This is a genomic window from Streptomyces sp. TAA486 (assembly GCF_000426165.1).
In genome coordinates this window covers 312,771-330,755 of record NZ_KE384503.1, presented here as the reverse complement: position 1 = coordinate 330,755, position 17,985 = coordinate 312,771, and the positions used below count along the sequence as shown (strand labels likewise).

The following is a 17,985-nucleotide window of genomic DNA, read 5'->3' as shown; positions in this document are numbered from 1 at the left end:
GGGATTCAGAGGCGACGTTGTCTGCTGCACGGTCGAGCAACCGGCAATGAACGTCCCTACGTCTGCGCCATGTCCACGAAGCGCGAGTAGTGCCCCTGGAAGGCCACCGTGATCGTCGCCGTCGGACCGTTACGGTGCTTGGCCACGATCAGGTCCGCCTCCCCCGCGCGCGGCGACTCCTTCTCGTACGCATCCTCACGGTGCAACAGGACGACCATGTCGGCATCCTGCTCGATGCTTCCACTCTCGCGGAGGTCGGAGACCATCGGCTTCTTGTCCGTACGCTGCTCCGGACCACGGTTGAGCTGCGACAGCGCGATCACGGGGACCTCGAGCTCCTTGGCGAGCAGCTTCAGGTTCCGGGACATCTCCGAGACCTCCTGCTGACGGCTCTCGGGACGCCGCGAACTGCCCGTCTGCATCAGCTGGAGATAGTCGATCACGACCAGCTTCAGATCGTTCCGCTGCTTGAGCCGGCGGCACTTCGCCCTGATCTCCATCATCGACAGGTTCGGCGAGTCGTCGATGTACAACGGCGCCTCCGTCACCTGCGGCATCTGACGCGCCAGCCGTGTCCAGTCCTCGTCCGTCATCGACCCCGACCGCATGTGATGCAGCGCCACGCGCGCCTCCGCCGACAGCAGCCGCATCGCGATCTCGTTGCGGCCCATCTCCAGCGAGAAGATCACGCTCGGCATGTTGTGCCGCACGGAGCAGGCCCGGGCGAAGTCCAGTGCGAGCGTCGAATTGTGGGTGGGGACCATGGACCGTGTCGCGAGGTAGAGGTGGTCGGGGTTGCCGACCTCGACGCAGCGCACCGGAACGCTCTCGACCGGAGTCACGTCACGGATGAAGCGCTGCGTCAGCCTCGGCGTCGCGGGCCGCCGGCGCTCCTTGTGCAGGAGCCGCTTCCATTCCAGCCGGAAGACATCGTCGTCGGTGGTCAACGTGGTGACGTAGCAGGTGGACGATTCCTCGCCGCGGCCCTTGACCCGCTTGAGGGCCGCACCGCACCGGTAACCGAGGCTCACCACCAGTTCACGGAAGCCCTCGGCGAGTGCCCGGCCGGTCACGGCAAACTGCACCGATCCTGTGCCGGTCACGGTGCCGACCGTGTCGAGAAGCCCGGCGAGCAGCGCCCGCCGCTGGGCGACGGAAGCGCGAAGGTACGACTGCGGGATGTGCTTGTTCTCCAGTACGCCGGTCTCCCGGAGGAGCACGAGAAGGCTTCCGTGCCCGCATGAGCGGCCTTCAACGTCCTCCGTCTCGTCCACGGCCAGGCGCAGGGCATAGGTGAACTTCGAGGAACCCGCGGGACGAGTGGCGAATCCGTCGGATTCGATGTGCACAAGGAGTTCGGGGTCCGCGGTGGTGATCCTGGCAGCGCCGCTGTGGCCGTCGCCCAGCCATGCACCAAGGGTGTAGGGCGCGACAGGAAGTTCCTGCGCCGGCAGCTCCAAGGGTGCGGCATTGGCGACCGAGTGGTTCATCCGCCGGTCCGCACTGCGGCAGCGAACTGTCTCGGCGATCTCCCGCGTGGTCTTCACCGACGAGAAACTCCGCTGGTTGCGGTACCGGTGGTGTCCCGTCGCGGCCTGCTGCGCGGAACGGCGGGACGCCCGCGTGTCCGTGAGCCACAGGTGTTCGGCATCGGCGATCACCGTGGTGCCGTCATCGAACGTGATCTTGTAGCAGGGGCGGTCGTGCATCACGTTCGTCGCAGCGGTCACCCGGGTCGGATTTCCGGCGGCGTCGAGCAGGAGGTCCCCGACCTCGACCGCTCCCATCGTCGTCCAACCGGTGGGAGTGGGCAGAGGGGTATCGAGCGCGAGCGCCTTACCCATGGCGGGCCTCGCCGCGATGACGATCATCTGGCCCGGGTGCAGCCCGTTCGTCAGCGAGTCGAGGTCGGTGAAACCGGTGGGCACGCCCGTCATCTGACCGCTGCGCGATCCGATCGCCTCGATCTCGTCGAGGGCGCCCTCCATGATGTCGCCGAGGGGGAGGTAGTCCTCCGACGTGCGCTGCTCGGTGACCGAATAGATCTCCGCCTGGGCGGAGTTGACGATGTCGTCGACGTCGCCGTCGGCCGCGTATCCCATCTGCGTGATCCGGGTGCCCGCCTCGACGAGCCGCCGCAGCACCGCCCGCTCGTGGACGATCTCCGCGTAGTACTCGGCGTTGGCCGCCGTGGGCACCGTCTGCACGAGGGAGTGGACGTAGCCCGGCCCGCCCACGCGGCTGATCTCGCCCCGCCGGGTGAGTTCGGCGGTGACGGTGATCGGGTCGGCCGGCTCGCCCTTGGCGTAGAGGTCGAGGATCGCCTCGTAGACCGTCTCGTGCGCGGGGCGGTAGAAGTCGTGGCCCTTGAGGACCTCGACGACGTCGGCGATGGCGTCCTTGGAGAGCATCATGCCGCCGAGCACGGACTGTTCGGCCTCGAGGTCCTGCGGCGGCACGCGCTCGAAGGAGACGGACGCGGGTGCCGGGGAGTGTTCGTCGGTGCCCCGGTCGTGGCGCTCGCCGCGCCCGTTGCCGCCGGAGCCGTTGTGGCCGCCCTGCCCGTGCTGACGGCTGCGGGCGGCGGGGAAGCGGTCGCCGGGGGCGGGACGCGCGGCACTGCGGGATGCGGAATCCGACGCCCAAGGGTCCTCGACGTGTTCGGGCTGCTGAGTCACGCGTTCACCTCCTCCCCGTCCGGTGATCAAGCACGACCGGACCTGACCGCAGTGCCCCTCTTTCTTACGGCACGGCTCTGACAATGGCCGCCCGACTCTCCATCGGCGCGTCGGGACAACGGAGTTGACGAGGGGGCTGTGGGGCGGGCGACTGCCCACGTTATGGGGACGAGGAGGCGTCAGCCAATCTTGTTATCCACAGGGTGATGTGGACGGTGGACAACTTTCTGTGGAGAAGACCGCGAAAGCTGTGTACGGCACGGGGGACAGCCCTGTGGAGAAGTCGGGCCCCGACCTCGCCGACCACCCCTGACCTGTGAAGACGGCATCCACTGCCTGTGCGGGGAAAAAAGTCGGCCCCCGAACCGGGATCGTTACGCGGCTTGGCGCACTGTTACCGCACACGCACGCGAGCCCCACAAGCGTAATAGCCAGTACCCCCTTGCAACCATTACTTGTGGATGCTTGGATCGAATCCATGAACGACCCTGCTGGCACACGTTCGACCATGCGGCGCCACGACCGCGAAATCGTCGCGCTGGCGCTCCCCGCCTTCGGCGCGCTCGTCGCCGAACCACTCTTCGTCATGGTGGACAGCGCCATCGTCGGCCACTTGGGAACCCCCCAACTCGCGGGCCTCGGAGTGGCGGCGGCACTGCTGCAGACCGGCGTCAACATCTTCGTCTTTCTCGCCTACGCCACCACCGCCGCCGTGGCCCGCCGCGTCGGCGCCGGCGATCTCCCCGCGGCCATCCGCCAGGGCATGGACGGCATTTGGCTCGCACTGCTGCTCGGCCTGGCCGTGATCGTCGTGGTGCTGCCGGGTGCCCCGCTGCTCGTCGATCTCTTCGGTGCCTCGGCCACCGCAGCACCGCACGGCGAGACTTATCTGCGCATCAGTTCGCTCGGGATCCCCGCCATGCTCGTCGTGCTCGCCGCGACCGGTGTGCTGAGGGGCCTTCAGGACACAAAGACGCCGCTGTATGTGGCGGTGGGCGGCTTCTCCGCGAACGCCGCCCTGAACGTGCTGCTCGTCTACGGGTTCGGGCTCGGGATCGCGGGTTCCGCGTGGGGGACCGTGCTGGCGCAGTGGGCGATGGCGGCGGTGTATCTGTTCGTGGTCGTACGGGGTGCGCGGCGGCACGGGGCATCCCTGCGTCCGGACCTGGCAGGTGTCCGGGCGTGCGCGCAGGCGGGCGCGCCTCTGCTGATCCGCACACTCTCGCTGCGTGCGGTGCTGATGATCGCGACGGCGGTGGCGGCACGGCTCGGCGACGCGGACATCGCGGCGCATCAGATCGCGCTGACTCTCTGGTCGTTGCTGGCGTTCGCACTGGACGCGATCGCCATCGCGGGGCAGGCGATCATCGGCCGGTACCTGGGCGCGGGGGACGAAGCGGGTGCGCGGGCGGCGTGCCGGCGGATGGTGCAGTGGGGCGTGGTCACGGGTGTGGTGCTGGGGCTGCTGGTCGCGGCGGCGCGGCCGTTCTTCATGCCGCTGTTCACGTCCGACGCTGCGGTGATCGGCGAACTGACGCCCGCCTTGCTGGTCGTCGCGGTGACGCAGCCGATCGCCGGTGTGGTGTTCGTGCTGGACGGTGTGCTGATGGGTGCGGGCGACGGCCCGTATCTCGCGGGGGCGATGCTGGTCACCCTGGCGGTGTTCGCGCCGGTGGCGCTGCTCGTCCCGCTGGTGGGGGGCGGTCTGACGGCCCTGTGGTGGACGATCGCGGGCGTGATGATGGGCGTGCGCCTTGTGACGCTGTGGGTGCGGGCGCGCTCCGGCCGCTGGGTCGTGACCGGGGCCGTACGGGCCTGACCTCACACTGGGCCGCCGCCGCCACCCGCCCGCCCCGGGCCGATGCCGCCGCCCGCTGCCGCACCCCTGCCCACGTCCTGGGGAGGCGCCCGAACATGAACGGAGGGCCGTACCCCCTGACTTCAGGGGTACGGCCCTCCGATGTGGCCGTGGGCCGGCCGTGGCACGCAGCCGTTCCGCTCAGCCGTGGCGGCTGATCAGCCGGCGACGACCTCGATGTCGATCTTTGCGGCGACATCGGAGTGCAGACGCACCGAGACCTGGTGGGAGCCCAGGGTCTTGATGGGCGCACCCACCTCGATGCGGCGCTTGTCGATCTCCGGCCCACCGGCGTCCTTGACGGCGCCGGCGATGTCGGCCGGGGTCACGGAGCCGAAGAGCCGGCCCTGGTCGCCGGCCCGGACCTTCAGACGCACGTTGGCGCCCTCGATCCGGGTCCTGATCTCGTTGGCCTGCTCGATCGTGGCGATCTCGTGGATCTTGCGGGCGCGGCGGATCTGCTCGACGTCCTTCTCCCCGCCCTTGGTCCACCGGATGGCGACGCGGCGTGGGATCAGGTAGTTGCGTGCGTAGCCGTCGCGGACCTCCACGACGTCGCCCGCGGCACCGAGGCCGGACACCTCGTTGGTCAGGATGATCTTCATCTGTCGGTCACCCTTCCCTTATCGAGCGGTCGAGGTGTAGGGCAGCAGCGCCATCTCACGGCTGTTCTTGACGGCCGTGGCGACGTCGCGCTGGTGCTGGGTGCAGTTGCCGGTGACTCGGCGGGCACGGATCTTGCCGCGGTCGGAAATGAACTTCCGCAGCAGGTTCGTGTCCTTGTAGTCGACGTAGTTGATCTTCTCCTTGCAGAACACGCAAACCTTCTTCTTGGGCTTGCGAGCAGGCGGCTTCGCCATGTCTCTCTCCGTTGAAATTCAAGAAGTGTGCAGCTGTCTGGCCCTGCCCTGACCGGCCGCGGGTGCTCCGCGGCGGTCTTTCCGGCCGGTACGCGCGGGTGCGCCCTGTCAGAAGGGGGGCTCGTCCGAGTAGCCGCCGCCGGAGCCGCCGCCCCAGCCGCCTCCGCCGCCTCCGCCACCCTGGCCGCCGCCGGCCGGTGCGCCGGTCGCCCACGGATCGCCCGCGGGTGCGCCGCCGCCCTGCTGGCCGCCGCCACCCTGGCCTCCGCCCCAGCCGCCGCCACCCTGGCCGCCGCCGAAGCCGCCGCCCTGGCCACCTCGGCCGCTGGTCTTGGTGATCTTGGCGGTGGCGTTGCGGAGACTGGCGCCGACCTCGTCGACGTCCAGCTCGTAGACCGTGCGCTTGATGCCCTCGCGGTCGTCGTACGAACGCTGCTTGAGGCGGCCCTGTACGACGACGCGCGTCCCCTTGGTGAGGGACTCGGCGACGTTCTCCGCCGCCTGCCGCCAGACCGAGCAGGTCAGGAAGAGGCTCTCGCCGTCCTTCCACTCGTTGGTCTGGCGGTCGAAGGTGCGGGGGGTGGACGCGACACGGAACTTCGCGACCGCCGCACCGGAGGGGGTGAAGCGCAGCTCGGGGTCGTCGACAAGATTGCCGACGACCGTGATGACGGTCTCGCCTGCCATGGGGAACCTCTCGGCGGGGTGCTGCTGGCTGCTTGTGGCTTCTGTGGCTCGTGCTGTGGCTTGGCTGCTACTCGGTGTCCGGTGCTGTGCCCGTCCGTGGTGCCCTGTGTGCCGTGCGGCTCAGTGGGCGGCGGGGCGCAGAACCTTGGTCCGCAGAACCGACTCGTTCAGATTCATCTGGCGGTCGAGTTCCTTGACGGCCGCAGGCTCGGCCTGCACGTCGATGACCGAGTAGATGCCCTCGGGCTTCTTGTTGATCTCGTAGGAAAGCCGGCGACGGCCCCAGGTGTCGACCTTCTCGACCTTGCCCTTCGCGTCGCGGACGACGGACAGGAAGTTCTCGATCAGCGGCGAGATCGCGCGCTCCTCGAGATCGGGGTCGAGGATCACCATCACCTCGTAGTGACGCATGTGGAACCCACCTCCTTCGGACTCGCGGCCACGGTCGTTCCGTGGCAGGAGGTTCGTGATGCGTTCCGCACCGGCGCCGCCTCAGCTCGGCGGCGGGTGGGTGCAGACCGTTCAGACTACCCGGCTTGAGCCTTCCGGTTGAAATCCGGGGGCAAGTCGCCGCAACCTGGACGCAACGGTGTGAGCGGCGTCACTGGGGCGCCGCCATTGTCGGCCTCTGTCAGGAGGTGCCGCATGGCACAGGCAGTACGGCACAACCCGGTTTCCATGGTCCTCGACGACAGCAGGGCTCACCCGCTGGAGAGCTCACTCGCGGCGGTGACGGTCGTTGTGGGCGTGGTCGCGTTCCTGACGGCACTGCTGTGGCCGGGGCTGCACGTGCTCAGCGCCTGGACGGGCCTGGTCGGCATCGTCACGGGGGCGTGGGGGCAGTTCATCTCCGCCACGACGGGTGAGCGCTTCGCGCTGATCATCGGGCTGGGCGGGGCCGCCTTCGGCTTCTATCTAGGCATGGCTCACGGCGGACTGCTCGCCTGAGCCCCGCCGCGACGCTGCCCCGAACCAGGCCTCCCAGCACACGGCCGGTGCGACCCGGGCTCGCTGTTCCTCCGAGGCGGGCCGGGCGTCGTACCGGCCGCCGGGCTGTCCGCCCCACTTCCGAAATGCCGGGAATGCCAGCTCTGCTTACTCTGACGGATGTACGGCTGCGGGGCAGTCGGCGTCCGGTCATCAACCGATCGTGTGACGGCTCGGCCGATGGCTGCCGGCTCGAGGCGCATGCGCGCCTCACCGCGCAGGCCCGCGCCTCCCGCGCCCGTACGTGCGCCTTCGTCGCGCCGGCGTCGCAATGACGCGGCCGCCGCGGCCGAGGGAGAAGTCCGAGGGGACGGACGGGGGCGAGCGAGAGGAGTCTGCACATGTCACAGCAGGACGGAATCCCTGGCATCGATCCTTCCGCGGCGCCGAGCGGCACCGGGTGCGTCGAGTGTTCGGCGGGCGACGGCCCCGGGTGGTGGTTCCATCTGCGGCGCTGCGCGGAGTGCGGGCACATCGGGTGCTGCGACTCCTCTCCGGGACAGCACGCCACGATGCACGCACACCAGGCCGGGCATCCCTTCCTGGCCAGCTTCGAGCCGGGCGAGGACTGGTTCTGGAACGCGGACACCGAGCAGATCTACGAGGGCCCGCGTCTCGCCCCGCCCACCTCCCATCCGCAGTCGCAGCCGACCCCGGGCCCGGCGGGCAAGGTCCCCTCGGACTGGCAGCGGCAGCTGCACTGAGCCAGTTCCGGATGCCTGCCCGGAGCCGGGTCTGTGCGCGGCGCGGAATCTGCGCGCCCCGCACGGCCCGGGGCCGGCGCGCGTCGGGGCCCCGCCAGCCGGAGCCCGCTCGGAGCCGGTCAGCGGTGGTGCCCGACCAACTGCTGATCCGTGACGCCGTGCGGGCTCGTGAAGGCCTCCATGTCCCATTCGGCGCGCGAGGCCGCCGCCCGGTAGGCGCTCTCGTAGAAGTCGAGGACCACGGACCGAGGATCGGCGAAGGCGCGCGCGTCGTCGTAGCGCAGCATCGCGAGATGACCGCCGTTCTGCGGCACCCAGCGCGCTTGCTCCGGACGGATCGGTTCCGTCTCCAGGCCCGCGGGCTCGGGAGCGGCGTAGGCGTAGAAGGCGGGTTCCGGGAAGGAGTCGTCGCCGAACCAGAAGCCGACGCTGATCACCTCGCGTGAGTACGCCTCGCGGGTCACCGGGTCCGTCTGCGGCGGCTGTTCCACGTGCCGGCCGGAGAAGCGCGTATGGGCGATGTCGAAGGTGTGCCAGAAGTGGTGCACGGGGCTGCTCTTGCCGGAGAAGCGTGCGGCGAACTCCTCGAGCACCAGCGCCACCTGGCTGAGGATCTGCCAATAGCGGTTGGCGTGTTCCGGGTTGTACGTGGCGTGCTCGGTGTCCCGCGAGAACGGCCTTGAGGAGTCGGGCAGATCGAAGGGCTCGGGGTGGGGGATCTCGGCGTGGATGCCCAGGTCCGTGAGCGCCTCCAGGGTCAGCCGGCGGAAGGAGGCCACGGACTGGCCGAGCAAGGGGAAGGAGATCTCGGTGCCGTCGAGCGCCGCGACGACGAGCTGGTGATCGACGAAGTCGAAGTCGATCGTGAAGACGGGGTTGCCGTCGGCCTGGCCCATCGGGCGCGTGGTGATGCCGCGGCCGGTGATGTGGAACGGCACATTCCACCAGTGGTTCCGGCGGCTGCTCGAGGTGAGCCGGATCTTGCCGACGAGCTGCTCGAAGCGGTGCAGGGTCTCCTTGGTGTCCCGCCACTCGGTGAGAGGCAGGGACGGGAAGAGCTCCATGGCGTCCTCCCCCTTCCTGCTGTGGTGCTTCCTGCCCTCCTGCTCCGGCACGGCTCGCGCCGGGCCGACGGGCCTGGCACTTCCCATGATGACGAGATCGCAGGTGTCCGGCATGTGCGACGCCGGGCCGCGCCGTACGTGCGCGATCAGGCGGCCAACGTTAGGGCCTGACATGTGGGAATGCGGCGGTGCTGATCCCGGGTAAGGGCAGCAGGATGGATGCCATGACATCTGCGCGCGCGGGAGAGGTGACCATGTCCGGCGCCACCGGGCGCTGGGTGCTGTTCGCCACCGTCCTGGGCTCCAGCATGGTGCTGCTGGACGGCACCGCGGTGAACGTGGCCCTGCCGCGCATCGGCGAAGACCTGGGGGCGAGCCTCGCGGGGCTGCAGTGGGCCGTGAACGCGTACCTGCTGACGCTCTCCGGGCTGATCCTGCTGGGCGGCTCCCTCGGTGACCGGTACGGACGGTGCAGGATCTTCGTCGTCGGCGTGCTGTGGTTCGCGGTGTCCTCGGCCATGTGCGGGCTCGCACCGAGCGCGCCGCTGCTGATCGGCGCGCGTGGCCTTCAAGGGGTGGGAGGCGCACTGCTGACACCGGGCTCGCTCGCGATCATCCAGGCGGTCTTCCGCCCCCAGGACCGTGCCGCCGCCGTGGGGATGTGGGCCGGTCTGGGCGGGGTGGCCGGGGCGGTGGGGCCGCTGCTGGGCGGCTGGCTGGCCGGCGGACCGGGCTGGCGCTGGGTGTTCCTGATCAACCTTCCGTTCGCCGTCCTGACCGCGGCCGTCGCCCTGCGCCACGTACCGGAGACGCGGGACGAGGCGGCGAGCGGCCGCTTCGACATTCCCGGTGCCGTGCTCGCCGCGCTGTCGCTGGGCTCCCTCACCTACGCCCTGACGATCGCCTCCACGCACCCCTTCGCCGCGATCGTGACGGGTGCGTCGGCCGTGCTGCTCGGTGCGGCGTTCATCGTGGCGGAACGCCGCTCGCCGCGTCCGATGGTGCCGCTCGGGCTGTTCTCCGTGCGGCTGTTCACGTACACGAATGTGGTGACGGTGCTGATCTACGGGGCGCTCGCCGCGGTCTCCTTCTTCCTTGTTCTTCAGCTCCAGACCACCGCGGGCTTCCCGCCGCTGCTGGCCGGGCTCGCGCTGCTGCCGCTGACGCTGCTGATGCTGGCCTTCTCCAGCCGGGCCGCGCGGCTCGGCAAGCGCATCGGGCCGCACATCCCGCTGACGGCGGGGCCGGTACTGGCCTGCATCGGCGTGCTGCTGATGCTCCGGATCGGGCCGGACGCCTCCTATTTCGCCGACGTGCTACCCGCGGGCATCGGTCTCGGTGCCGGCATGACGTTGCTGGTGGCTCCCCTCACGGCGACGGTGCTGGACTCCGTCGACGTGGACAGGTCGGGAACCGCGAGCGGCATCAACAACGCCGCCGCACGCACCGGCGGCCTGATCTCGGTGGCGGCCATTCCCGCGATCGTGAGCCTGTCCGGCGACGAGTACCGCTCGCCCGCCGATGTCGACGCCGCCTTCCAGGGCGCGATGCTGATCTGCGCCGGACTGCTCGCGGCCGCGGGCGCCACGGCCTGGCTGTTCGTCAGGCCCGCGGTGCCGACGCAGGAGACGGTGGACGCGGTGTGCAGGTCGTGCTCCCTGTCCGCGCCGCCTCCCGCAGCGGAGCGTGCCGAGCCCGGCGGCGGGACGTGATGCGGACCCGACGCACAGTAGGCTTCCCGGCGAGTCACCCACCTGCGCCGGAGGAGCGTCCCGCATGAGTCTGACCCTGAGGGCCATCAGCCGTGAGCAGCATCTGGCCTATGTCCGCGGCCTTCCTTCGGCCAGCCACTGCCAGGTGCCGGCCTGGGCCGACGTAAAGGGCGAGTGGCGGTCGGAGAACCTGGGCTGGTTCGACGGCAACGGAGAGCTCGTCGGCGCGGGCCTCGTCCTCTACCGGCAGCTCCCAAAGGTCAAGCGGTATCTGGCGTACCTCCCGGAGGGCCCGGTCATCGACTGGTTCTCGCCCCAACTGGAGGACTGGCTGCGGCCGATGCTCGCCCATCTCAAGCAACAGGGTGCGTTCTCGGTGAAGATGGGCCCCCCGGTGGTGATCCGGCGTTGGGACGCACCCGCGATCAAGAGCGGCATCCAGGACCCCGACGTGAAGCGGCTGAGGGACGTGCAGGCGACGCACATCGAGCCGCACGCCTTCGAAGTCGCCGACAGGCTGCGCCGGATGGGCTGGCAGCAGGGCGAGGACGGCGGCGCCGGGTTCGGTGACGTACAGCCTCGTTACGTCTTCCAAGTGCCCCTCGAGGGACGGTCGTTGGAAGAGGTGCACAAGGGCTTCAACCAGCTGTGGCGGCGCAACATCAAGAAGGCCGACAAGGCGGGCGTCGAGGTCGTGCAGGGCGGCCTGCAGGACCTGGACGACTGGCAGCGGCTGTACGAGATCACCGCGGAGCGCGACAAGTTCCGTCCGCGGCCCAAGGCTTACTTCGAGCGCATGTGGAAAGTGCTCAACGCCGAGGACCCGAACCGCATGCGGCTGTACTTCGCCGAGCACGAGGGCGAACGGATCGCTGCCGCCACGATGCTGATCGTGGGTGGCCATGTGTGGTACTCGTACGGTGCATCGGCCAATCACAAGCGTGAGGTGCGACCGTCGAACGCGATGCAGTGGCGGATGCTCCAGGATGCCTACGCGTTGGGCGCGAGCGTCTACGACCTTCGCGGCATCAGTGATTCGCTGGACGAGTCCGACCACCTCTTCGGGCTGATCCAGTTCAAGGTGGGCACAGGGGGAGAGGCCGCCGAGTATCTCGGCGAGTGGGACTTCCCGCTCAATAAGCTGCTGCACAAGGCGCTCGACATCTACATGTCGCGACGCTGACGGCGCGAGGGGGACGCGCTGTAGGAGAGGTCGCAATCAGATGACCGAGACGACTGACGGAAGAAAGGTTCCCAACCGGCCATGGCGCTCACCCTCTACGTCGATACCGATCGCTGGCGGGCGCACCAGCAGTCGGTGATCCAGCAGTACCCGGGCCTCGTTCCGGTCTGCAAGGGCAATGGCTACGGCTTCGGTCACGAGCGACTGGCCGACGAAGCCACGCGTTTCGGCAGCGACATCCTGGCTGTCGGCACGACCTACGAGGCCGCCCGCATGAAGGACTTCTTCGGCGGTGATCTGCTGGTCCTCACCCCGTTCCGCAAGGACGAGGAGCCGGTGCCGCTGCCCGACCGCGCGATCCGCTCGGTGTCCTCGGTGGAGGGCGTCGGCCTGATGCGCGGTGCACGGGTCGTCATCGAGGTCATGAGCAGCATGAAGCGGCACGGCGTGACCGAGCAGGATCTGCCGAAGCTGCACGCCGCGATCGACGAGGTGCGGCTGGAGGGCTTCGCGGTCCATCTCCCGCTGGACCGTACGGACGGTTCGGACGCCGTGGAGGAAGTCATCGGATGGATGGACCGGTTGCGTGCGGCGCGGCTGCCGCTGGAGACGATGTTCGTCTCGCACCTGGGCCCCGATGAGTTCGCCCGGCTCCAACAGCAGTTCCCGCGAACGAAGTTCAGGGCGCGCATCGGTACGCGGCTGTGGCTGGGGGATCACACGGCCACGGAGTACAGGGGCTCGATCCTGGACGTGACGCCCGTCGTCAAGGGCGACCGGTTCGGCTACCGGCAGCAGAAGGCTCCGGGCGACGGATGGCTCGTGGTCGTCGCCGGCGGCACGTCGCACGGCGTGGGCCTGGAGTCGCCGAAGGCGCTGCAGGGGATGACGTCGCGGGCGAAGGGCGTGGCCCGTGCGGGGCTCGCGACGGTGAACCGGAATCTCTCGCCGTTCCTCTGGGGCGGCAAGCAAAGGTGGTTCGCGGAGCCGCCGCACATGCAGATGTCGATCCTGTTCGTACCGGGGGACGCAGAGGAGCCCAAGGTCGGCGAGGAGCTGACGGCCCAGCTGCGGCACACGACCACGATGGTGGACCGCACGGTCGACCGCTGAGGCGGCGCGCACCCGGGAGGGGCCGCCAGTCGCCGGAGGTCTCCGCCGTGCGGGCGGTGACCTCCGGGTAGCGGTGACCTCGAGGAAACGTCCGGCGGAACAAGGCCCGCCCGCCCCCGAAGGGGAGGGGGCCCGGTCCGCCGGACACGGCGGCGGCCGGCCGCCGGGCAGCGCCTAGCGCTCCGTCTTACCGTCGATGAACGCCTGCACCAACTCCCGTGCCTCGTCGTCGTAGTACTGCACGGGCGGCGACTTCATGAAGTACGAGGAGGCCGAGAGGATCGGCCCGCCGATGCCCCGGTCCATCGCGATCTTCGCGGCGCGCAGGGCGTCGATGATCACGCCGGCGGAGTTGGGTGAGTCCCAGACCTCCAGCTTGTACTCCAGGTTGAGCGGTACGTCGCCGAAGGCGCGGCCCTCCAGTCGTACGTAGGCCCACTTGCGGTCGTCCAGCCACGCCACGTAGTCGGACGGGCCGATGTGCACGTTGTCGGCGCCCAGTTCGCGGTCGCGGATCTGGGACGTCACGGCCTGGGTCTTGGAGATCTTCTTCGACTCCAGCCGGTCGCGCTCCAGCATGTTCTTGAAGTCCATGTTGCCGCCGACGTTCAGCTGCATGGTGCGGTCGAGGATGACACCGCGGTCCTCGAAGAGCCTGGCCAGCACGCGGTGCGTGATCGTCGCGCCCACCTGCGACTTGATGTCGTCGCCGACGATCGGCACACCGGCCTTGGTGAACTTCTCCGCCCACTCCTTCGTGCCCGCGATGAAGACGGGCAGCGCGTTGACGAAGGCGACGCCCGCGTCGACGGCGCACTGGGCGTAGAACTCGACCGCCGACTGGGAGCCCACCGGCAGGTAGCAGACCAGGACGTCGGCCTCGGAGTCCCGCAGGGCGCGCACGACGTCGACCGGCGCCGCGTCGGACTCCTCGATCGTCTCGCGGTAGTACTTGCCGAGCCCGTCGAGCGTGTGACCGCGCTGCACCGTCACGCCGGAGGGCGGTACGTCGCAGAGCTTGATGGTGTTGTTCTCACTCGCGCCGATCGCGTCGGAGAGGTCGAGGCCGACCTTCTTGCCGTCGACGTCGAAGGCGGCGACGAACTCCACGTCACGCACGTGGTATTCGCCGAACTGGACGTGCATCAGACCCGGCACCTTGGTGGCCGGGTCGGCGCCCTTGTAGTACTCGACGCCCTGCACCAGCGAGGCGGCGCAGTTGCCCACGCCTGCGATGGCTACACGAACCGAACCCATTCCGGTTGCTCCCTGTGTCTGGTCGGTGAGACCCGCGTTCGTACGGGGCCTCATGCGGTGTCCTCGGACGGATCCGGCGGGGTGCCATCCCCGTGCCGGGGCCGGCCTCCCGCGTCTCCTTGCCGGCGCGGTGGAGGCCCGGGTTCGATGCCCGCCTCCAGGTCGCGCCCGGTCCGCTCACTCTCGATGAGCTCGGTGAGCCAGCGGACTTCGCGCTCCACGGATTCCATTCCGTGGCGCTGCAGTTCGAGGGTGTAGGTGTCGAGCCGTTCGCGTGTGCGGGCCAGCGAGGCGCGCATCTTCGCGAGGCGTTCCTCCAGGCGGCTGCGGCGCCCCTCCAGGACGCGCATCCGCACGTCCCGCGAGGTCTGCCCGAAAAAGGCGAAACGGACACCGAAGTGTTCGTCTTCCCACGCGTCCGGTCCGGTCTGTGAAAGAAGCTCCTCGAAGTGTTCTTTTCCGGCCGCGGTCAATCTGTAGACGATTTTTGCCCGGCGGCCGGCCAGTGAAGCCGAGAGGGCCTCCCGTTCGGTGCGTTCGCTCTCCGCCGGCGGACGGGACGGTTCGTGCTCCTCGCTCAACCATCCGCGCTGCAACAGGGTCTTGAGGCATGGGTAGAGCGACCCGTAGCTGAAGGCGCGGAAGACACCCAGCGAGGTGTTGAGCCGTTTTCGCAGCTCATAGCCGTGCATGGGTGATTCACGAAGCAGGCCGAGTACGGCGAACTCAAGGATTCCCGAGCGCCGGCTCATGCCGCACCGCCCCCCTCAACCCCGCGCGCCAATCGTGGACTTGTGTCGTGCTGATGTATCGGCTCGATACATCAGCACGATAGAACGCAGACTCACGGGCGACAAGTGGGCCCTGGGTGAAGGGACTCACATCTCTGATTAGTTGAAGGCAACTTGCCTCGATTGAGATGAATGCTTGCTAACGGGCGTTTTGGATCTGCGTAGTCTGTGCGCGTGCAGACCACCACCGGGAACCAGAAGACGCTCGAGTGCGTCATCGTCCTGGGTGCAGTGCGACCGGCAGACCATGTGTCCGCGGGTCGCGCTCGGGGGGACCAGACGACGTCAACTGCCACCTTCAGGCGCGAGCGCCTGCCCGAGGAGTAGCTGTTCCATGAGCGAGCACCGTCGAAAGCCGCCACGCGGCCGGCGCGCAGCGCAGCCGCCATCCGGCACCGGCCGCCGTTCCGCGCCGCCGCCCAGGGCCGGCGGCAGCCCTTACGGGGGTCGCGCCGAGGCACGGAGAGATGCACAGCGCGCAGGAGGCGGCGGTGGCCGCCGGCGTGCGGCCGGAGCAGGCGCCGCAGCCGGCGCCGGCCTGGCAGCGGGCGGCCTCGGCGGAGGGGGCCGCGCGCGCGCGGCCGCCGGCGCGTACGGCAGGGCCCGCGGGCGCTTCCAGCCGCCGCCCAAGAAGCGGTTCGTCGACTACCCGCGCTGGAACAAGACCGGCATGCGCCGCTGGGTGCCCTCCTGGAAGCTGGTGCTGGGCTCCATGGCCGGCTTCCTCGGGCTGATCATCGGCCTCTCCGGCATCGCACTGGCGATGGTGGGCACGCCGAGCGTCAACGAGGCGACGAAGCAGCAGAAGAACGTCTACTACTGGGCCAGCGGCAAGCAGATGGTCGTGGCAGGTGGCGGCGATCAGAACCGGCAGATCGTGCCGCTCGCCCAGATCCCCAAGTCCATGCAGAGCGCGGTGATCGCGGCCGAGAACGAGTCCTTCTACAAGGACCCGGGTGTCGACCCGATCGGCATCGCCCGCGCCGTCGGACGGATGGCGCTCGGCGGCGAGACGCAGTCCGGTTCGACGATCACGCAGCAGTACGTGAAGAACGCCTACCTCGACCAGTCGCAGACGCTGACGCGTAAGGCCAAGGAGCTGTTCATCTCCATCAAGGTCGGCGCGACGGTGGAGAAGCAGAAGATCCTCGAGGGCTACCTCAACACCGGTTACTACGGGCGCGGCGCGTACGGCATCCAGGCCGCGGCCCAGGCGTACTACCGCAAGGACGCCAAGGACCTCACCGCGAGCGAGTGCGCGTTCCTCTCCGCGACACTCAACGGCCCCAACCTCTACGACCCGGCCGGCGGCATCGGTTCCGCCGCCACGCAGGACAAGAACCTGGAGCGGGCCAAGGACCGCTGGTCGTGGACCCTGGACCGGATGGTCAAGACCAACAGGCTGGAGGGGGCAACGCGGGCGAAGTACACGAAGTTCCCGATGCCCCGGCAGCCGAAGAAGTCGACCGAACTCAAGGGCCAGAAGGGCTACATGGTCGAGACGGTCAACAACTACATCACGGCCAACAGCAACATCTCCGACCGCAGGCTCAAGAAGGGCGGCCTGCGCATCCACACCACCTTCGACAAGAGGAAGATGGAGGAGATGGAGGCCGCGGTCGAGCGGGTGCGCAAGGCGAACATCAAGCCCAAGGAGCGCAACGTCGACAAGTACGTGCAGTTCGGCGGCGCTTCGGTGAAGCCCAACGACGGCGCGATCGTCGCCATGTACGGCGGCGAGGACGCCACCTCGCACTTCACCAACAACGCCGACTACACCGGCGTCCAGGTCGGCTCCACGTTCAAGCCGTTCGTCCTCGCGGCCGCGATGCGCGACGGTGTCCGTGACCCCGAGGGCCCGGACGTGCAGACCGCGGACACCCGCACGCCTGTCTCGCCCAAGAGCGTCTACAACGGCGACAACAAGCTGAAGCTGCGCAACTACGACCGCAGCATCTGGCGCAACGAGGAAGGCAAGGAGTGGCGCCAGCGCAACGACGGCAATGAGGACCGCGGCCGGGTCTCGCTGCGCGAGGCCATGCAGTTCTCGGTGAACACGCCCTACATCCAGCTGGGCATGGACGTCGGCGTCGACAGGGTGCGGGCAGCGGCGCTCGACGCGGGCCTCAACGAGGACAGCCTGGCGCGCAGCACTCCGACCCTCTCGCTGGGCACCTCGGCGCCGAGCGCGATCCGCATGGCGAACGCCTACGGGACCTTCGCCAGCAGCGGCAACAAGTCCGAGCCGTACTCCGTCACACGTGTGGAGGAGGACGGCGTGAACATCTACACGCACCAGAAGAACGTGAAGAGCAAGTTCGAGGCCCGGGTGGCCGACAACGTCACGAACGTCCTCGAGACGGTCGTCAAGAGCGGCACCGGCAAGGCGGCGAGCGCCCTGGGCCGTCCGGCGGCCGGCAAGACCGGTACGACGGACGACAACAAGTCGGCCTGGTTCACCGGTTACACGCCGCAGCTGTCGACGTCGATCGGCATGTGGCGGGTCAACGACAAGGCGAAGACACAGCGCTTCCAGAAGATGTACGGCGTGGGCGGCCAGGAGTCGATCCACGGTGCGTCCTTCCCCGCCGAGATCTGGACGAAGTACATGACGGGCGCTCTGAGGGGCACGTACGCCAAGCCCTTCCCGACGCCCGAGCCGATCGGCGACAGGGTCTTCGGAGCCGGGGCGAGCCCGTCACCGACGCCGACGCCGAGCGACACACCGTCGCAGCCGCCCTCGCAGTCGCCCTCGCAGTCGCCGTCGCCGACGGACAGCTGCAACGGCATCCTGTGCAACAACCAAGGCCAGGACGGCGGCAACGACCAGGGTCAGGACGCCGGTACCGATCAGGGCCAGGACGGCGGTACCGACCAGGGCCAGGACGGCGGCAATACCGGCGGAGACACCGGCGGCGATACCGGCGGGGGTGACAACGGCGGACTCTTCGGCGGACCGTCGGGAGGCCGCGAAAGGGACTAGGGGCCGATAGGCCCCAGCCCCCGGCACCTCCCGCCGCAAGCCACACAGCGGGACCTCGCAGCCCCGTCACGGGTCATACCGTGACGGGGCTGCTGGCGTCCGCGGCCG

General features: G+C 69.0%; 15 protein-coding genes. 7 read left to right on the top strand and 8 right to left on the bottom strand.

Going from position 1 to position 17,985, the window contains the following annotated elements; all coding sequences use genetic code 11:
• Positions 1–56 precede the first annotated feature (56 nt).
• Positions 57–2,459, bottom strand: coding sequence for a replicative DNA helicase (gene dnaB, locus I004_RS0129260; RefSeq protein WP_486580647.1), 2,403 nt, complete (start codon positions 2,457–2,459; stop codon positions 57–59).
• A gap of 697 nt (positions 2,460–3,156) precedes the next feature.
• On the opposite strand from dnaB, the gene I004_RS0129255 reads away from it, so the two are divergent.
• Positions 3,157–4,497, top strand: a complete 1,341-nt coding sequence (locus I004_RS0129255) for an MATE family efflux transporter (RefSeq protein WP_028438382.1) — start codon at positions 3,157–3,159, stop codon at positions 4,495–4,497.
• Positions 4,498–4,694: 197 nt separating this feature from the next.
• On the opposite strand, the gene rplI is transcribed toward I004_RS0129255, so the two are convergent.
• The 4 genes from rplI to rpsF form a co-directional block, all read right to left on the bottom strand.
• A complete protein-coding gene (gene rplI / locus I004_RS0129250; RefSeq protein ID WP_028438381.1) occupies positions 4,695–5,141 on the bottom strand; it encodes a 50S ribosomal protein L9 in 447 nt (148 codons plus the stop codon).
• Positions 5,142–5,159: 18 nt separating this feature from the next.
• Entirely contained in the window at positions 5,160–5,396 is a 237-nt protein-coding gene (gene rpsR, locus I004_RS0129245) for a 30S ribosomal protein S18 (protein WP_028438380.1), read from the bottom strand.
• 108 nt (positions 5,397–5,504) lie between these two features.
• Positions 5,505–6,083: a single-stranded DNA-binding protein gene (locus tag I004_RS0129240; protein WP_028438379.1), complete on the bottom strand. Its 579-nt coding sequence runs from the start codon at positions 6,081–6,083 to the stop codon at positions 5,505–5,507.
• Between the two features lie 120 nt (positions 6,084–6,203).
• Positions 6,204–6,494 (bottom strand): 30S ribosomal protein S6, encoded by a 291-nt coding sequence (gene rpsF / locus I004_RS0129235; RefSeq protein ID WP_028438378.1) that lies wholly within the window; start codon positions 6,492–6,494, stop codon positions 6,204–6,206.
• 234 nt (positions 6,495–6,728) lie between these two features.
• Here rpsF and I004_RS0129230 point away from each other — a divergent pair, with 234 nt between their 5' ends.
• Both I004_RS0129230 and I004_RS0129225 read left to right on the top strand, forming a co-directional pair.
• Positions 6,729–7,031 (top strand): hypothetical protein, encoded by a 303-nt coding sequence (locus tag I004_RS0129230; RefSeq protein ID WP_028438377.1) that lies wholly within the window; start codon positions 6,729–6,731, stop codon positions 7,029–7,031.
• 380 nt (positions 7,032–7,411) lie between these two features.
• On the top strand, positions 7,412–7,774 hold the full coding sequence (locus I004_RS0129225; protein WP_028438376.1) for a UBP-type zinc finger domain-containing protein: 363 nt from the start codon (positions 7,412–7,414) through the stop codon (positions 7,772–7,774).
• Between the two features lie 119 nt (positions 7,775–7,893).
• On the opposite strand, the gene I004_RS0129220 is transcribed toward I004_RS0129225, so the two are convergent.
• Complete coding sequence (locus tag I004_RS0129220) at positions 7,894–8,838, bottom strand: DUF5996 family protein (RefSeq protein ID WP_028438375.1); 945 nt, start codon at positions 8,836–8,838, stop codon at positions 7,894–7,896.
• 224 nt (positions 8,839–9,062) lie between these two features.
• Here I004_RS0129220 and I004_RS0129215 point away from each other — a divergent pair, with 224 nt between their 5' ends.
• The 3 genes from I004_RS0129215 (at position 9,063) to I004_RS0129205 (ending at position 12,846) form a co-directional block, all read left to right on the top strand.
• Positions 9,063–10,550: an MFS transporter gene (locus I004_RS0129215; protein ID WP_028438374.1), complete on the top strand. Its 1,488-nt coding sequence runs from the start codon at positions 9,063–9,065 to the stop codon at positions 10,548–10,550.
• Between the two features lie 64 nt (positions 10,551–10,614).
• Positions 10,615–11,733 (top strand): peptidoglycan bridge formation glycyltransferase FemA/FemB family protein, encoded by a 1,119-nt coding sequence (locus tag I004_RS0129210; protein WP_028438373.1) that lies wholly within the window; start codon positions 10,615–10,617, stop codon positions 11,731–11,733.
• Positions 11,734–11,814: 81 nt separating this feature from the next.
• Complete coding sequence (locus tag I004_RS0129205; RefSeq protein ID WP_028438372.1) at positions 11,815–12,846, top strand: alanine racemase; 1,032 nt, start codon at positions 11,815–11,817, stop codon at positions 12,844–12,846.
• Positions 12,847–13,020: 174 nt separating this feature from the next.
• Here I004_RS0129205 and I004_RS0129200 read toward each other — a convergent pair whose 3' ends face one another.
• Positions 13,021–14,103 carry an inositol-3-phosphate synthase gene (locus I004_RS0129200; protein ID WP_028438371.1) on the bottom strand — a complete coding sequence of 361 codons (1,083 nt, stop codon included), beginning with the start codon at positions 14,101–14,103 and terminating at the stop codon, positions 13,021–13,023.
• A gap of 50 nt (positions 14,104–14,153) precedes the next feature.
• On the bottom strand, positions 14,154–14,855 hold the full coding sequence (locus I004_RS0129195; protein ID WP_028438370.1) for a PadR family transcriptional regulator: 702 nt from the start codon (positions 14,853–14,855) through the stop codon (positions 14,154–14,156).
• Positions 14,856–15,228: 373 nt separating this feature from the next.
• Between I004_RS0129195 and I004_RS0129190 the strand changes: the two genes are divergently transcribed.
• Entirely contained in the window at positions 15,229–17,877 is a 2,649-nt protein-coding gene (locus I004_RS0129190; RefSeq protein WP_028438369.1) for a transglycosylase domain-containing protein, read from the top strand.
• The last annotated feature ends 108 nt before the right edge of the window (positions 17,878–17,985 follow it).